This is a genomic window from Castellaniella sp., from assembly GCF_034674885.1.
In the GTDB taxonomy this organism is placed as follows: domain Bacteria; phylum Pseudomonadota; class Gammaproteobacteria; order Burkholderiales; family Burkholderiaceae_B; genus Castellaniella.
In genome coordinates this window covers 1-16,584 of the sequence record NZ_JAUCDS010000017.1, presented here as the reverse complement: position 1 = coordinate 16,584, position 16,584 = coordinate 1, and the positions used below count along the sequence as shown (strand labels likewise).

Below are 16,584 nucleotides of genomic sequence, written 5' to 3'. Positions count from 1 at the left end.
TCAGCGGCGCCCCACGCGCAGGAGCGCTGCCCCCATCTGCCGGACCTGGGGTACTGACAGCACCAGGCCGCCCAGGGCGATGATCAGGATGCCCACCCAGGCGATGGCGTCGGGTATGGCGCCAAAGGCTAGCCAGCCCAGCAGCGTCGCCCACAGGATCTGCGAATAGCTGTAGGCTCCCAGCGATGCCGCCGAGGCGTGCAACAGGGCATAGGTGATGGTCAGGTGCCCGATCGAGGCAATGCCGCCAATGCCCAGCAGCAGCAGGAAATCCGGCGTGCTCATGGGTTCCCAGACACTGGCGCCCCAGGGCGTCAGTGCCAGGGCACCGATCAGTCCGGTGTAGAAATTGCTGGTGGCCGCGTGCTCGGAACTGCGGGTGGATCGGGTGACCAGCTGGTAGATGGCGTTGGTCAGGGCGGACCCCAGGGGAAACAGGATGGCCCAGGTCAGCAACCCGCCGCCCGGCCGGGCGATGATCAGCACCCCGGCAAAGCCGCAGGTGACGGCCAGCCAGTCCATGGTCCGGGCTTTTTCCTTCAGCAGCAGGCCCGACAGGATGGTGATCAGGACAGGGGCCAGGAAGACGATGGCGGTGGCTTCGGCCAGGGGCAGCCGTGCCAGGCCGTTGACGACGAAGACGCTGCCGCAGCACAGGCACAAGCCTCGCAGCAGCTGGATGCCGTAGTTGTGGGCCTCCAGCAGGTGCATCCGCATGCTGGGGCCGAAGATCAGCACCACACCCATGGCCTGCGCGATGTAGCGCACCCAGACGATCTGCAACAGGGGGTAGTGGGCCGCCAGATATTTCGTGCCTGTGTCCAACATGGCAAAGCACAGGCTGGCGCCGCACATCAGGGCTGGACCCAGCCAGGCCGGGGAACGTGAGTCGGTCGTCATGGGGTAGGAAAAGAATTGCCAGGCGCCGCGAATCGGCTGCCTGGCAAGGGCATCATAGTGCTTTTCCGACAGATTGCGGGATGATCATCGCACCAGGCAGGGCCGTTTGTTGTCGAAACGCCAGTTTGGCACCAGAAACTGCATGCCGATGGCGTCGTCCCGGCTGCCCAGGCCCTTTTCCCGATACAGGGCGTGTGCTCTGTCCAGCCGTTCCTGATCGATGCGCACGCCCAGGCCGGGGACCTGCGGCACGGCGATCCTGCCGTCCACGATGCGCAGCGGATCAGTCGTCAGGTGCTGGCCGTCCTGCCAGATCCAGTGCGTGTCGATGGCCGTGATGTCGCCGGGGGCGGCGGCCGCGACGTGCGTGAACATGGCCAGCGAGATGTCGAAGTGGTTGTTGGAATGCGAGCCCCAGGTCAGGCCCCATTCATGGCACATCTGGGCCACGCGCACCGAGCCGCGCATCGTCCAGAAGTGCGGGTCGGCCAGCGGGATGTCCACGGACTGCAGCTGGATCGCGTGCATCATTTCCCGCCAGTCGGTGGCGATCATGTTGGTCGCGGTGCGCAGGCCCGTGGCGCGGCGAAATTCCGCCATGATCTCGCGCCCCGAATAACCGGCCTCGGCGCCGCAGGGGTCTTCCGCATAGGCCAGGACGTGGTGCTGGTCGCGGCACAGGCGGATGGCTTCCTTCAGGGACCAGGCGCCGTTCGGATCCAGGGTGATGTGGGCATCCGGGAAATGGTCGGCCAGTGCGGTGACGGCCTCGATTTCCGCGTCGCCGGCCAGTACGCCGCCCTTCAGCTTGAAGTGCCGGAAGCCGTAGCGGTCGCGGGCCGCCTGGGCCAGGCGCACGATGGATTCCGACGTCAGGGCCTCGCGGTTGCGCAGCTGGAACCAGGCGTCGTCGGCTTCGTCTTCCTGGCGGTAGTCCAGGGTGGTCTTGCCGGCGTCGCCGATGTAGAACAGGTATCCCAGGGCCTCGACGGCGTCGCGCTGGCGGCCGTCGGCCAGCAGCGCCGCGACTGGCACTCCCAGGTGCTGGCCCAGCAGGTCCAGCAGGGCCGATTCCAGCGCAGTGACGACGTGCACGCCAGTGCGCAGGTCGAAGGTCTGGTTGCCGCGCCGGTCGTCCGTGCCGCCCTGGGTGGCGCGACGGCAGTGTTCCAGCAGTTCGTTCATCCGGCCGATGGGCTGGCCGATCAGGGACTGGCCCAGCCGCTGCGCCTCGGACCGGATGGCCTCGCCGCCCGGAACCTCGCCCAGGCCCTGGTGGCCGGATTCGTCGTCGATCAGGACGATGTTGCGGGTGAAATAGGGGCCGTGGGCGCCGCTGAGATTCAGCAGCATGCTGTCCCGCCCGGCGACGGGCACGACCCGGACCTGGGTGATGCGCGGGGTTTTGGTGTCGGAAGCGGCGTGTGGGCTCATGGTTCAGCGCTCGGTGCGGGTGATGTGCCAGGGATTGGCGGCTTGAAGAGAGGCAGGCAGCAGGGCGTCGGGAATATCCTGGTAGCAGACGGGGCGCAGGAAACGGCGGATCGCCAGCGTGCCGACCGAAGTCGTGCGACTGTCGGACGTCGCCGGGTAGGGGCCGCCATGTACCATGGCGTCGCAGACTTCCACGCCGGTCGGGAACCCGTTGGCCAGGATGCGGCCGGCCTTCAGTTCCAGGATCGGAATCAGGCGGGCGGCCAGCGCGTGGTCGGCGCCAGGTTCCAGGTGCAGGGTGGCAGTCAGCTGGCCTTCCAGGGCCTGAGCGATGGCCTGGAACTCATCGGCGTCGGCGCAGCGAATGACCAGCGAACTGGCGCCGAAAATCTCTGCACCCAGGCGATCGGGGTCAGCCAGAAAGCCGCGTGCCGTGGTGATGGCCAGGTTGGCCTGGCACGGGGCAGGTGCATCGTCGGCCAGGCCGCGCGCCAGCGGCTGGATGTCCGGGTGATCCAGCAGGCGTCGCACGCCCTGTTCGTAGTTCCGGGCGATGCCGGTGGTCAGCATGGTGGCGGCCGGGGCTGCCTGGATGTTCTGGGTGGCGCGGGCGATGAAGCGGTCCAGATCGGGGCTGTCCAGCGCGATCACCAGGCCGGGGTTGGTGCAGAGCTGACCGGCACTGCCCAGCAGCGAGACGGAGAACTGGTCCGCCAGCGCATCGGCGCGAGCCGCCAGCGCGCCAGGCAGCAGGTAGACAGGGTTGGTGCTGCTCATTTCCGCGTAGACGGGAATGGGCACGGGACGTTGCGCGGCGGCCTGCATCAGGGCGATGCCGCCCTGGCGTGATCCGGTGAAGCCCACCGCCTGGATGCCGGGGTGGCGGACCAGCGCCAGCCCCAGGTCGATATCCGGGCCGGCCAGCAGGGAAAACACGCCCTCGTGCAGGCTGCAGTGCCGCACGGCGTTGCGGATGGCCTGGCCCACCAGTTCGGAGGTGCCGGGGTGGGCCGGGTGGGCCTTCACCACCACCGGAGCGCCGGCTGCCAGGGCGGATGCCGTGTCGCCTCCGGCCACGGAAAAGGCCAGCGGGAAATTGCTGGACCCGAAGATCGCCACCGGTCCCAGCGGAATCTGGCGCATGCGCAGGTCGCTGCGCGGGGCGGGTTTGCGGTCCGGCAGAGCGTGGTCGATGCGGGCGTCCAGCCAGTCGCCGTCGCGCACGACTCGGGCAAACAGCCGCAGCTGGTTGACGGTGCGGCCGCGCTCGCCCTCCAGGCGTGGGCGAGGCAGGCCGGTTTCCAGCATAGCGCGTTCGATCAGTTCGTCGCCCAGATCCAGGATGGCCTGGCCGATGGCTTCCAGAAACGCGGCCCGCTGTTCCAGCGCGGTTTCCCGATAGGAGGCGAGGGCGGCCGTCGCCAGTTGGACGGCCTGATCCACCTGCCGTGCGTCGGCGCCTTGCCATGCTGGGGAAATGGGCTGGCCATCGGCGGGGTTGATAGCCTGGAAAGCGGGGCCGGTGCCAGCAATGTCCTGGCGGCCGATGAGCTGCATGCCGGTAATGGGCATAGGGGAACCTCCGGGGTGGAAAATTTTCACAAGTAAGTTATCATACAACTCATCATGAGGAAAAGGAAATATCCGTGATAGGCGCATCTTGCTTGCGGTGCGGATGATTTTCAGGCTGATTTTTCTTTGTGAAAAGAGATAGTATCTGTTGTTGTTTATTCCGGTCTGTCCGGGTCGCTCCGGGGCGGGCTGTGTTCCTGTTTTGACGTTTTGCTTTCAAAAGGATTGCCCCCATGTCTCGCCCCGAATCCGCTGCATTTGCCGAACCGGCGCATGCGGCTGCCGTCTCTGATGGCGGCAGCGACCGCATCGCCTGGATCAAACTGTCTTTGGCCTTCCTGCCGCTGCCCACGCCCATCAGCGATGCCAAGGTCTTTACCGGTCGCCAGAAACCCCTGACCGAAGTCGCCATGATCTTTTGCGAGATCCGCACCCGCGACGGTCACGAGGGCCTGGGCTTCGCCTACTCGAAACGCGCCGGCGGCCCCGGCATGTATGCCCATGCCAAGGAAATCGCCCCCACGCTGCTGGGCGAGGACCCCAGCGATATCCAAAGGCTCTGGGATCGGCTCTGCTGGGCAGGGGCGTCGGTCGGGCGCAGCGGCCTGACGGTGCAGGCCATCGCGCCCTTTGACATCGCCCTGTGGGACATGAAGGCCAAACGCGCTGGCTTGCCGCTGGCCAAATTGCTGGGTGCGCATCGCGATTCGGTCCGTCTGTACAACACATCGGGCGGTTTCCTGTCTTCCCCGTTGGACGAGGTGCTGGACAACGTCGATGCGTCGCGCGCGCGCGGCATCGGCGGCATCAAGATCAAGGTCGGCCATCCCGATCACGCCGTCGATCTGCAGCGGGTCGATGCCGTGCGCAAGAAACTGGGCGACAGCTTCCCCCTGATGGTCGATGCCAACCAGCAGTGGGACCGCATGGCGGCGGCCCGCATGTGCCGGGTGATGGAACAGTACGGCCTGACCTGGATCGAGGAACCGCTGGACGCCTACGACGTCCAGGGCCATGCGGCGCTGGCCGCGACCTTCGATACGCCGATCGCCACCGGCGAGATGCTGACCAGCTTTCGCGAACACGCGGAACTGATCGAAGCCCATGCGTCCGACTTCTTCCAGCCTGACGCGCCCCGCGTGGGCGGCATCACTCAATTCCTGAAGATCATGCAGCTGGCCGACTACCATGGCCTGAGCATGGCACCGCACTTCGCCATGGAAATCCACCTGCACCTGGCGGCGGCTTACCCCCGCGAGCCCTGGCTGGAACACTTCGAATGGCTGGAACCCCTGTTCAATGAACGTCTGATCATGAGAAACGGCCGCATGGACGTGCCCGATCGCCCGGGCCTGGGCTTCACGCTCAGCGAGCAGGCGCGGGCCTGGACGACCGAAACGGCGGAATGCGGCAAGCAGCCTTGATCAAGTCCGGATGCTGAGCGTCATGCCGACGCTCAGCGTGCCGCCCGGCGCCAGTGTCCGCAGGCCGGTGCCCTGGATGCCGGAGGCAGCCAGGTTCACGGCGTCGCAGACGTGGGTGGCGGGCTCCACGCACAGATAGCGGCCGGCATTGCAGTGCAGCACCAGATGATCCAGCGGGCCTCGGGCCTGCAGGGTCAATCCTGGCCCGCTGGACCAGGTGATGTCGGCGCGGCCCGTCCAGCCGGACAGAAAGCTCGTCCAGGTGCTGTCGGTGCGCTGCCAGCGCGTCTGGCGGTTGGGGCGGGGGAACAGGGCCAGCTCCTGCTCGTGCGCCCAGTCCTTGCTGGCGAAGGCATGGACGGCATCGGCGGTGAAATAGGGATGCAGACCCAGGCCGGCCGGCATGGGTTGCGTGTCTTCGTTCGTCAGCGCGAGTTCGACGTCCAGCACTCCGTCTGCCGATAGATGGATCGTCTGTCGCAGCGACCAGGCCCAGGGCCAGCCGTCTTCCCCGGCGGGCAGGCGCGTGCCCAGGACGGCCCGATGGTCGGTCGCGTCCAGCACGTCCCAGACCATGCGTTGCGCCTGGCCGTGCAGCGCGTGCGCCTGGCCGGTCAGGGGATGGATCCGGATCATCTGGCCCCCCCAGTTCATGCGGGCGTTGCGGATCCGGTTGGAAAACGGCACCAGGGGGAACAGGCCGCCTTTGGGCCATTCGTGCGCCGGCCATTCCTGGGCCTGAATCGGCACCAGCCAGTCCTGGGGGCCGTCGGGCAGGTCGCTGGTCCAGCTGAGGATCCGGCCGCCAGCGGCGGGCCCCACCCGCAGCCGATGCGGCCCCCGAGTCAAGGTCAGGCATCGCTGCGCAGTAGCATCCATGCGGGCAGTCATCATGTCCGGATGTCCCGATCAGGCCTCGCGCGGGGCTTCCTTGACCCGGCTGACCAGCTGGGTCGGGCTGACGAAGCGCAGGGCGATCAGCACCCAGACCATGGTGATGGCCATGTAGATCATGGCCATGGCATCGATGGCCTGCGGCGCCCGCACCCCGGTCGAGAACACCGCGTAGTACAGCGCCACCACCAGGGTCTGGGAATCCGGCCCGGCGGTGAAGAAGGTCAGTTCGAACAGGCTGATGGTGCGCACCAGCACCAGCAGGCCGGCCGCCAGCATGCCCGGCACCAGCAGCGGGGCCAGCACGTGGCGGAAATACTGGAAGGTGTTGGCGCCGAAGATGCGGGCGGCGGATTCCAGGCCAGGGTCGATCTGTTCGATGAACGGCGTCATGACCAGGATCACGAAGGGCAGCGCCGGCACCAGGTTGGACAGGATGACGCCAGCCAGCGTGCCGCCCACGCCGACCTGGTACATGGCCGTGGCCATCGGGATCCCGTAAGTGACAGGCGGCACCAGCATGGGGATGATGATCAGCAGCATCACCAGTTTCTTGCCGGGGAAGCGGGCACGCGCCAGCGCATAGGCGGCCGGGACCCCCAGGGCGATGGCCAGCACGACGACCGTGGCGACGACTTCCAGCGTGACCACCAGGATGTGGGCCAGCTGAAATTCATCCCAGGCGCGGCCGTACCAGCCCAGCGTGAAGCCCTCGGGCAGCAGGGTGCCGAACCAGCGGGTGGCCACGGAATTGACCATCACGGTGAGGATCATGAAGACAACGTTCAGCAGGAAGAATCCCATGACCGTCCAGACCGTGGCGCGCCAGAGCCAGCCCCAGTTTCGCGGGTGTCCGGCCGCTGTGTGTGGTGTGGATTGCATGTGTGTCACCCCTTGCCGCTGGTGGCCGGGCCGGTATAGAAGGCCCGCCGGAATGCGAAGATCGCGCAGACGATCAGCAGCTGCGCGAATCCCATGACGATGGCAATGGCCGACGCCATGCCGTAGTCGTATTGTTCAAAGGCCGCCTCGTAGGCCGCGATGGAGATCACCCGGGTCGGACCTGCGGGCGCCCCCAGCAGGATGGCGGATGGAAACACGGCGAACGTCTGCACGAAGGACAGGGCGGCCGCCATGCTCAGCCCCGGCACCAGCAGGGGCAGATAGATCAGGCGGAACTGCTGCCAGGAGTTGGCGCCCAGCGTGCCGGCAGCCTTGGCCAGTGTCGGATCGATGCCCGAGATGTATGACAGGGTCAGCAGGAAGACAAAGGGAAAGTCGGAAATCACCAGGGAAATCAGCACGCCCCAGTAGTTGTGGGTCAGGCGGACTTCCTGGGTGTACAGGTGCAGGCCCTGGACGAATTGCGAGAACCAGCCCACCGGGCTGTAGAACGTCAGCATGCCATCGGCGATCAGCACCGTGCCCAGGGTGATGGGGATCACCAGGATGGTGGTGACGATGCGTTGCTTGCGGCTGTTGCGGCGCAGGGAAAACGCCACCGGCACCGCCATGCCGATATTGATCAGGGTGGCGGGCGCGGCCAGCTTGAAAGTCGTCCAGAGCGTGCCGAATTCGGTCGACGTCGTGAAGAAATGGATGTAGTTGGTCCAGATGCTGCCGCCGTCCATGGGCTCGAAGGAAATCACCACCCCATAGAGAAAGGGGTAGACGAACAGCGCCAGCAGCACCACCACGGCGGGGGCGGCCAGCCAGCCTCGGCGGTCGCCCCGGGGGGCCATGGCCAGGTCGGCGGTGCTCATGGCGCCTCCGTGTAGGTCAGCACCCGGTCTGCAGGGATGTGCAGGCGCACCCGGTCGCCCGGCTGGAAGTCGCCGCTGATCCGCACGAAGAGTTCGCCGATATCGCTGCTGACGACCAGCAGGGAGCTGCGTCCGCCGAATTCGATCTGCTGGATCGTGGCGTCCAGGGTGTTGGTCGAGCGGTCGGTGGCCAGTTCGAAGTCGTCGGGTCGCATCGCGACGGCAACGGTCTGCGTGCCTGCGGGAACCGACAGGGCAGTGCCCTGCAGCTGGACCTGGCCTTGTTGCACGGTGATGCGTTCGCCTTCATGGCGTATGACCTGGAAAGCCAGCACGTTGCGATAGCCCATGAACCGGGCGACGTGCAGATTGCGGGGCTGGCCGTAGACTTCGCGCGGCGAGCCGACCTGCTGCACGCTGCCGGCCCGCATGACCACGATGCGGTCGGCCATGGACAGGGCCTCGTCCTGGTCGTGGGTGACGTAGATGGTGGCGCGTTCCAGCTGGCGGTGGATGCGGCGGATTTCCGCGCGCATCTCGACGCGCAGTTTGGCATCCAGATTGGACAGGGGCTCGTCCATCAGGATGACCGGGGGTTCGATGACGATGGCGCGGGCGATGGCCACGCGCTGCTGCTGGCCGCCGGAGAGCTGGCCAGGCAGCTTGGTTTCATGGCCCTCGAGTTGGACCAGCGATAACGCGGCCTTGACCCGCTGCGCCGTTTCTTGTTTCGGTACGCCGCGCATGCGCAGACCGAAACCGACGTTGTCGCGCACCGACATGTGCGGGAACAGCGCGTAGTTCTGAAACACCATTCCGAAGCCGCGCCGTTCCGGCGGCAGCACGTCGATGCGCGTGTCGTCCAGCCAGATACTGCCCGTACTGAGATCGGCCAGGCCCGCGAGACAGTTCAGCGCGGTCGATTTGCCGCAGCCCGAGGGCCCCAGCAGGGCGATGAATTCACCGCGCCGGATGTCCAGGCTGAGATCCTTCAGGGCGGCGACGGTGGAACCCGAGGCGGTGGGATACTGCCGCCCGACACCGTCCAGACGCAGCTGTTGGAAAGATTCATTCATATTGCAAAATCCAGGGAGATACAGGCCGCCCGCGCCCCGAAGGGCATGCGGGCGGGTCATCGTCAGGCAGGGATTACTTCTTCAGGGCACCGATGTCGGTATCCCATTTGTGGAAGGCTTCCACCATGGCCTTGGCGTCCAGCGGCACGGCGCTGGGGCGGCGGGCCGTCAGCTCGGCGTATTCGGGCCGGCCGTATTTCTCGATGACTTCCTGGCTTTCCTTCGGGGCGGCCGACAGCGGCACGTCACGGATGGCAGGGCCGGGGTAGAAGTAGCCCGTGTCGTAGGTCATGGCCTGCTGCTTGGGCTGCATCATGAAGTCCATCAGCTTGAACAGGACTTCCTGCTTTTCCTTGGATACGCCCTTGGGGATGACCATGTAGTGGGCGTCGTTGACCCAGGTGAAGTTGTCGAAGGCCTGGATCTTGAAGTCAGCCGGCACGATACCCAGAGCGCGCGGGTTGATGTCCCAGCCCGTCACGGTCACGGTCATGGTACGGCTGCCCTGGCCCAGTTCCTTCATGATGGCCGAGGTGCCGCCCGGGTAGTAGGGCACGCATTCGTTCAGTTCCTTCAGGAATTTCCAGGTGTTGTCCCAGCCCTTGATCGGATCGTAGGGATCTTTGTCGCCCAGCAGATAGGGCAGGCCCATCAGGAAAGTGCGGCCCGGGCCGGAATTGGCCGGGCGGGCGTACAGGAATTGGCCCGGATTGGCCTTGCACCAGTCCAGCAGTTGGGCCGGGGTCTTGGGCGGATTCTTGACCTTTTCCGGGTTGTATTCGAGCAGCGGGCCCGATTGCATGAAGCTGACTTCCAGGCCGTAGCCTTTGGCCAGTTCCTGCATGCGGGCGGCGTTGCGGTGGTATTGGGTCAGGATGTCCTTGAATTTGTCCTGGTGGTCAGGCAGCAATTTGACCCACAGGTCCTGTTCGATGCCGGCGGCCAGGGCGTCGGTGCCGGTCAGCACCAGGTCGATGTCCGCGCGGTTGGCCTTTTGCATGGCCTTGATCTTGCCCGGGATCTGCGGCGCCGGCGCGTTGGTGAAGGTCATGCTGGACACCAGGTCCGGGTTCTGGTCGCGGAAGGATTCCAGCGCCTTCTGGGTGACGGCCAGGTTCCCGGCCACGTCCACGATGTTCAGCGCGACGGGGGCGGCCTGTACCGAAGCGGCGGCGCAGGCCAGAGCCAGTGCGCCCGCCAGCGTGTGGAATCGCAGCGGCCGCACGGTTTGTTGATTGCCTTTCATTGTGTCTCCTTGGTGTTCACCTGTGCGCGGAAGGAGGCGGTTGCAGGAAAACAGATGGATTTCTGACATTCGGGGTGAATCCTTCCTTATAAGTCATCATATAACTTAGATTGGCGTTGGAATAGTAGATTTTCCTGACTGTGCACTGATCGATCGGAAGATCGTTTTTATTTTCTTTGTAACTGATTGATTATCAAAGATATGTTTCATTATCCGCAGCATATTAGTACATTCCCTAATATGCTCTGATTGCCCAGAATGAGGTGTCGAGTTCGTTGTATGACATCGTCTGTGGGGCCGGTCGCGGGCGCGGCGGCCGAGCGGGGCGCTGCCGCAAGGCGGCACCCCGCTTGCCGTCAGCGCGGTTTCCTGGCCTGGTGCAGGCTCCAGAGGATCGAAGCCAGCGACAGGGCCAGGAATACGGCCGAGATCGGGTTGGTCAGGAACCCGGTGAAATTGCCGTCCGACAATTGCAGGCCCCGGCGCAGATTGGTTTCCGCCATGGGCCCCAGGATGAAGCCGATGATGAAGGGCGGCAGGCTGATGCCGACTTTCAGGAAGCCGTAGCCGATCAGGCCGAACAGCAGGATGGTCCAGACGTCGAACATGCTGTTGCCCAGGCCGAATGCCCCCACCACGCACAGCACCAGGATGATCGGCAGCAGGATGTGTTTGGGGATGGCCAGCAGCTTGATGAAGATGCGCAGACCGTAGAATTCGCACACCAGCATCATCACGGTGGATAGCACCAGCGCCACGAAAATCGTGTAGACCAGGGCTCCCTGGGAGACGAACAGCAGCGGCCCCGGCTGGATGCCCTGGATCATGAAGCCGCCCAGCATGACGGCGGTCACTGCATCGCCCGGGATGCCCAGGGTCAGCAACGGCACCATGGCGCCGCCGATGGATGCATTGTTCGCGGTTTCCGAGGCCACCACGCCATCCAGGATGCCGGTGCCGAATTTCTCCGGGTGCTTGGATCGATTCTTGGCGACGATGTAGGACACGATGTTCGACGTGCCGCCGCCGATGCCGGGCAGGATGCCGATGCCGGTGCCGATGAGGGCCGAGCGGATGCAGTTCCACCCCTGGCCGAAGAACTCCTGCAGCGAAAAGCCGAAGCCCTTGACGTTCTTCATGCTGACCGTGCCGATATCCGCTTTTTGCTCGTGCTTGACGGTTTCGGCGACCTTGATGATCTCGGACACCGCGAACAGGCCGATCAGCACCGTCAGGATCTGGAAGCCGCCGTTCAGGTCCGCGTAGCCGAAGGTGTAGCGGGTGACGGCATCGACGGGCGCGATCCCCACCGTGGCAAAGGCAAAGCCCACGACGCCGGAGAAAATCCCCTTGATCATCGAGCCGCTGGCCAGCGTGGCGATCAGGGTCAGGGAAAAGACGGCGATGGCGAAGTATTCATGCGGCCCGAATCGCAGGGCGACCTTGGCCAGTGTCGGAGCGATGAAGATCAGCGCCGCGATGCTGAGGATCGTGCCGATGAAGGAAAACACGATGCCGGCGCCCAGCGCTTTGACCGCTTCGCCCTTTTCCATCATCGGGCCGCCGTCGAAGGTCGTGGCGATGGACGATGGCGTGCCGGGAATTTTCAGCAGGATGGCGGAAATCAGGCCGCCCGAGGTGCCGCCGACGAACAGGGCGACCAGCAGCGAAATGCCGGCGCCGGGGCTCAGGGTATAGGTGATCGGCAGGAACAGGGCGACCGCCATGGTCGAGGTCAGCCCGGGGATGGCGCCGAAGATGATGCCGATGATGGTGCCAAACAGCACCAGGCCGAAGACCTGGAAGGTGAAGACGGCGTCCAGGCCTTGCTGAAGCAGAGATAGCATGGGGGTCTCCTAGGCGCCGAAGATGCCGACTGGCAGCACCATGTCGAAGGCGTATCTGAAAATGGCGTAAGTGATGCCGGATGTCAGTACAGCGATCAGGACGTACAAGGGCAGATTCGGTTTTTTGTCCGCTGGCGTCAGCATGGTGAACTGAATCACCAGGTACAGGACGGTCGCCAGCAGGAACCCGAGTGGTTCCAGCAGGGCGACGTAGGCGATGATCAGCGCAATCGTTTTGAAGACCGTTCGCTGGTCCGCGCCGGACGCTTCGGGGGTGGTGCCTTCGGTCGCCTGGCGGATCGTCAGGATCTGCAGGATGCCGAGCAGGCACATGATGGCGCTGAGTACATAGGGGACGAATGTCGCGTCCACGAAACCGTATTGGTTCTTGACGTGCGGGATCTGGCTGGTCAGCGCCATGTATCCCAGGCCGCAGGCCAGCATGATGGCGCCGACGGTGACTTCTCGCTTTTTGATCCGGTCCATAAGGTGTGATTCCAGCATCGGAAAGAAGGACCTGGGAGATCGCGATGGCCGGTCTCCCAGGGCCTCGTCTCCGGCGAGGCCTGCGTGGCGCTCATCGGAGGCGAGGCGAGGGGCAGTCGCTTAGCGTTGGCGCAGCAGGTCCTTGTACTGCATCAGGTCCGTGCGGATCTCGTTGAGCTTTTTCACGGCGGCGTCCGTCGGATAGAAGGTGACGGGCTGTTTGAAGCCGTCCTTCAGGGCTTTGGCGTAGTCCGGGTCCTGGGTGATCTTTTCCATGACGTCAGACATTTTCTTGAGGATCGCCGGATCGGTGCCCTTGGGGAAGGCGATGATGTAGGGCTTGGTCATGTCCAGCGGGATGCCTTGCTCGTCAAAGGTCTTGACGTCGCCCAGCAGCGGGTTGGGCGTGCTGCTGTATTGGGCCACCATCGCCATGTCGCCGGTCTTCTGGTAGTCCTGGACCGCGCCGTAGGAGATCGAGGCCAGTGCGATCCGGCCGCCCAGCAGGGACGTGATCTTGTCCGAGGCCGAGCCAACGTCCACGAACTTCATCTGGATGCCTGCGGCTTTCTGGAACATCAGCCCTTGCAGGTGGGAAAACCCGCCGAATTCCGTGCCGTAGATCACGGTATCCGGGGCGGCCTTGGCCTTTGCGACGATGTCGCCGACGGTCTTCAGGCCGGATTGTTTGCTGGCGACCAGCACGACGCTTTTATCGACGGCGGGAATGCATGAAATCGCGAGCTTGTCGTCGAATTTGTAATCGATCAGGCCGGACACCTCGTTGACGATCAGTTGGCCGGTGTGCGCGAACAGCAGCGTATTGCCGTCGGGCTTGGCGGTTTCGACCTTGTTCATGGCGATCGTGCCGCCGCCGCCGTTCATGTTGGTCACGATCATGGTCTTGCCGGTCATTTTTTCGAAGTACCGGGCCATGGTGCGGGCGTTGAAATCGGTGTCGCCGCCGGCGCCTGCCGGCACGACGACCTGGATGGGTTTGTTGGGCCATGCGGCGTCGGCGGCCTGTGCGGCCAGCGGTAATGCGGCAGTTACCGTGATGGCCAACGCACTCAGGGCAAGATGTCGAAAGGGCTTCATGTCTTCTCCTCGGTGGGGGGGGTGTTGCTGTGGTTGGGAACTGGAGAGGATTGCCGGCAGTCCGACTGCGCGACGACCAGGGCGACTTCGGTCAGTGGCTGCTGTCGCCTCGTCAGTACCTTGGCGTCGCTGATGGGGCGGGGCAGGGGGAGCCGGATCAGCGATACTCGCGCAGAGTGGATCGTGTCGTGCGTAGCGGCGTTCTCTGTGTGAAGCGGTGTGGCAGGCTGATCGAGCAAGATGGGCGGCAGGCTGGCATTCATTCGGCAAATCTCAGCTTCATTTATATGTCATCGTATAACCAGTTTTTGATTTAAGCCAATACTCTGGGGATCCCGAGCCTGATGGGCGAGGGCATTGATATATAAATCAATGTATAACTGATTGATTTTTAATAAATAAATTTCAATATGAATTGATTTTAGGGGAATTCCCTGATAAGAAATATTGATGGTCTGATATACAGTTCGCATGTCATACATCTGGATCGATGCGTGCTTTGAATCCACCTTCGGTCCTTCTCCCATTCCACCCGGACCGATCATGCGTTTGCTGTCAGCCAAAGTCACTCCCATTGCATTCAAGGACCCTCCGCTGCTGAATGCCGCCGGCATCCATGAGCCCTATGCCCTGCGTTCCATCATCGAATTGGAAAGCGACAGCGGGCATATCGGGTTGGGCGAGTCCTATGGCGATGCGTCGGTGCTGGAACTGCTGCAGGCGCTGGCGCCCCAGCTGGTTGGCATGGACCCGTTCGATCTGAATGGCCTGCGTCAGCGCGTCGGACAGGTGGTTCGGGAAACGCGCGTCAGCACGGGTGCGGCTTTCACCTTGGCGCCGGGCACGGATCCGGCCAAGAACGTGCAGAAACTGTATTCGGCGTTCGAGGTCGCCTTCCTGGATCTGCAGGCGCGCTATCTGGGGATGCCGCTGGTCGATCTGCTGGGCGGGCGGGTGCGTGACAGCGTGCCGTTCAGCGCCTACCTGTTCTTCAAGTACGCGCGGCACGTGGATGCGGGCTATCCGGATGATGCCTGGGGCGAGGCCATCACCCCGGATCAATTGGTGGCCCAGGCCGAAACCATGATCGGCCGGCACGGCTTCAAAAGCATCAAGCTGAAGGCCGGCGTGCTGCCGCCCCAGGAAGAAGTCGCCTGCATCCGGGCGCTGGCGAAACGCTTTCCGGGCATGCCGCTGCGCATCGACCCCAATGGCAATTGGTCCCTGGACACCGCCATCGAGATGGGCAAACAACTGGACGGCCTGCTGGAATACTACGAAGACCCATGCCCCACGCTGGCCGACATGGCCGCTTTGCATCAGGCGACGGGCATGCCGCTGGCCACCAATATGGTGGTCACCGATCTGGCCCAGTTCCGCGCCAACACGACGGCGCATGGCTGCCAGATCATCCTGTCCGATCACCATTACTGGGGCGGGCTGCGCGACACCCAGTTGCTGGCGCGCATGTGCGAGACCTTCGACCTGGGCTTGTCCATGCACTCCAATTCCCATCTGGGCATCAGCCTGACGGCCATGACGCACGTGGCGGCCAGCGTGCCTTTGCTCAGTTATGCCTGCGATACGCATTACCCCTGGCTGGATCCCGCCGAAGAAGTCGTGGTCGGCGGGCAGCTGCGCTTTCATGACGGCGCCATGGTGCTGGGGGATGCTCCCGGCCTGGGGCTGGAGATCGACCAGGACGCGCTGGCGCGCCTGCATCGGCAGTACCTGGATTGCGACATTCGTTCGCGCAACGATGCCGCCCAGATGCGCAAATACCAGCCGGACTGGACGGGCAAGGCCCCGCGTTTTTAGGCAGCCTGTTTTCAGGGTACTTGACAGGCATGAAGTATGATGACAGTTCTCTAACATCAATGTGATCCCATCATGGCACCTGCTACTGTTCGGCGTTCTCGCAGCTTGACCCAGACTGTGGTGGCGGCTCTGTCCGAACGGATTCGCAATGGCGAATTCCATGTGGGCGAGAAGCTGCCGACAGAATCCGAACTGATGGAATCCTTCGGCGTCAGCCGCACGGTCATTCGCGAGGCCATCTCCAGGCTGCAGGCAGCGGGCCTGGTGGAAACCCGCCACGGCATCGGCACTTTCCTGCTGGAACCGCAGAACGAACAGCAGTTGCGCATCCGCACTGAAAACATCCTGACCATGCTCGATGTCATGGCCATCCTGGAATTGCGCATCAGCCTGGAAACCGAGGCTGCCGGCCTGGCCGCCTTGCGGCGCACCGATGCCCACATGCAGCAGCTGCGCACGACGCTGGACGAATTCGCGGAACATATCCGCAAGAAAACCGGCAACGCCGTGGTGTCGGACGTGGCCTTTCACCTGCTGGTGGCCACGGCAACCGGCAACCGCTATTTCCACGACATCCTCAAGCAATTGGGCAAGGCCATCATCCCCCGCACCCGGGTCGATTCCGCCGCGCTGGCAGACGATGACCGCGTCCGCTATCTGGAGCGCGTCCACCTGGAACACGAAGACATCTACAACGCCATCGCGCGCAAGGACCCGGATGCGGCGCGGGCGGCCATGCGCACGCATCTGGCCAATAGCCGCGAACGTCTGCGCAAGGCCCAGGAAACCGTCGCCCAGAAGGGCTGAGCCGATGCGCCGCCAGCCAGTCTGGCTGGCGTTCCATTCATCGTCGTCATACCTGTGACCAGTATGTGACGCCGCCCCCGTATTGACATCCTCGAGCGCTGAAGAGCCGGATCAGTAGAAACACTGAGTTCCTGGCCCTGGTTTTCGTTGATCCCTGAATTTCCATGTTGTATGATGACATATGACAAATAAGGAAAGCCGGGATCGGTCCGCGCTTTC

The 16,584-nt window shown here is 63.9% G+C and carries 15 protein-coding genes; 3 read left to right on the top strand and 12 right to left on the bottom strand.

Going from position 1 to position 16,584, the window contains the following annotated elements; genetic code table 11:
* The 3 genes from VDP74_RS10415 to VDP74_RS10405 all read right to left on the bottom strand — a co-directional run bounded on the left by VDP74_RS10415 (position 1) and on the right by VDP74_RS10405 (position 3,906).
* On the bottom strand, positions 1–900 hold the full coding sequence (locus VDP74_RS10415; protein WP_322999564.1) for a DMT family transporter: 900 nt from the start codon (positions 898–900) through the stop codon (positions 1–3).
* An 84-nt stretch (positions 901–984) separates the two neighbouring features.
* The gene (locus tag VDP74_RS10410) at positions 985–2,334 is read right to left on the bottom strand and encodes an enolase C-terminal domain-like protein (RefSeq protein ID WP_322999563.1); all 1,350 of its coding nucleotides are present in this window, start codon (positions 2,332–2,334) and stop codon (positions 985–987) included.
* Between the two features lie 3 nt (positions 2,335–2,337).
* Positions 2,338–3,906 carry an aldehyde dehydrogenase (NADP(+)) gene (locus tag VDP74_RS10405; RefSeq protein ID WP_322999562.1) on the bottom strand — a complete coding sequence of 523 codons (1,569 nt, stop codon included), beginning with the start codon at positions 3,904–3,906 and terminating at the stop codon, positions 2,338–2,340.
* Positions 3,907–4,139: 233 nt separating this feature from the next.
* Between VDP74_RS10405 and VDP74_RS10400 the strand changes: the two genes are divergently transcribed.
* Positions 4,140–5,330 carry an L-talarate/galactarate dehydratase gene (locus VDP74_RS10400; RefSeq protein WP_322999561.1) on the top strand — a complete coding sequence of 397 codons (1,191 nt, stop codon included), beginning with the start codon at positions 4,140–4,142 and terminating at the stop codon, positions 5,328–5,330.
* Here the strand turns inward: VDP74_RS10400 and VDP74_RS10395 are convergent, their stop codons facing one another.
* The 9 genes from VDP74_RS10395 to VDP74_RS10355 all read right to left on the bottom strand — a co-directional run bounded on the left by VDP74_RS10395 (position 5,331) and on the right by VDP74_RS10355 (position 14,303).
* The gene (locus VDP74_RS10395; RefSeq protein WP_322999560.1) at positions 5,331–6,224 is read right to left on the bottom strand and encodes an aldose epimerase; all 894 of its coding nucleotides are present in this window, start codon (positions 6,222–6,224) and stop codon (positions 5,331–5,333) included.
* 15 nt (positions 6,225–6,239) lie between these two features.
* Complete coding sequence (locus tag VDP74_RS10390; protein WP_322999559.1) at positions 6,240–7,106, bottom strand: ABC transporter permease; 867 nt, start codon at positions 7,104–7,106, stop codon at positions 6,240–6,242.
* A 5-nt stretch (positions 7,107–7,111) separates the two neighbouring features.
* Complete coding sequence (locus VDP74_RS10385; protein ID WP_322999558.1) at positions 7,112–7,987, bottom strand: sugar ABC transporter permease; 876 nt, start codon at positions 7,985–7,987, stop codon at positions 7,112–7,114.
* Positions 7,984–9,063, bottom strand: a complete 1,080-nt coding sequence (locus VDP74_RS10380; protein WP_322999557.1) for an ABC transporter ATP-binding protein — start codon at positions 9,061–9,063, stop codon at positions 7,984–7,986. Before VDP74_RS10380 ends, VDP74_RS10385 begins: the two co-directional genes overlap by 4 nt.
* Before the next feature lie 73 nt (positions 9,064–9,136).
* Positions 9,137–10,309, bottom strand: coding sequence for an ABC transporter substrate-binding protein (locus VDP74_RS10375; RefSeq protein ID WP_322999556.1), 1,173 nt, complete (start codon positions 10,307–10,309; stop codon positions 9,137–9,139).
* Between the two features lie 356 nt (positions 10,310–10,665).
* Entirely contained in the window at positions 10,666–12,156 is a 1,491-nt protein-coding gene (locus VDP74_RS10370) for a tripartite tricarboxylate transporter permease (RefSeq protein WP_322999555.1), read from the bottom strand.
* A gap of 9 nt (positions 12,157–12,165) precedes the next feature.
* The gene (locus tag VDP74_RS10365; protein WP_322999554.1) at positions 12,166–12,642 is read right to left on the bottom strand and encodes a tripartite tricarboxylate transporter TctB family protein; all 477 of its coding nucleotides are present in this window, start codon (positions 12,640–12,642) and stop codon (positions 12,166–12,168) included.
* A 120-nt stretch (positions 12,643–12,762) separates the two neighbouring features.
* Positions 12,763–13,740 (bottom strand): tripartite tricarboxylate transporter substrate binding protein, encoded by a 978-nt coding sequence (locus VDP74_RS10360; protein ID WP_322999553.1) that lies wholly within the window; start codon positions 13,738–13,740, stop codon positions 12,763–12,765.
* Between the two features lie 290 nt (positions 13,741–14,030).
* A complete protein-coding gene (locus VDP74_RS10355) occupies positions 14,031–14,303 on the bottom strand; it encodes a hypothetical protein (protein ID WP_322999552.1) in 273 nt (90 codons plus the stop codon).
* On the opposite strand from VDP74_RS10355, the gene VDP74_RS10350 reads away from it, so the two are divergent.
* Together VDP74_RS10350 and VDP74_RS10345 are read left to right on the top strand one after the other, a co-directional pair.
* The gene (locus VDP74_RS10350; RefSeq protein ID WP_322999551.1) at positions 14,284–15,558 is read left to right on the top strand and encodes a glucarate dehydratase family protein; all 1,275 of its coding nucleotides are present in this window, start codon (positions 14,284–14,286) and stop codon (positions 15,556–15,558) included. The two genes, VDP74_RS10355 and VDP74_RS10350, sit on opposite strands and share 20 nt — an antisense overlap.
* 72 nt (positions 15,559–15,630) lie before the next feature.
* The gene (locus tag VDP74_RS10345) at positions 15,631–16,365 is read left to right on the top strand and encodes a FadR/GntR family transcriptional regulator (protein WP_322999550.1); all 735 of its coding nucleotides are present in this window, start codon (positions 15,631–15,633) and stop codon (positions 16,363–16,365) included.
* Positions 16,366–16,584 lie beyond the last annotated feature (219 nt).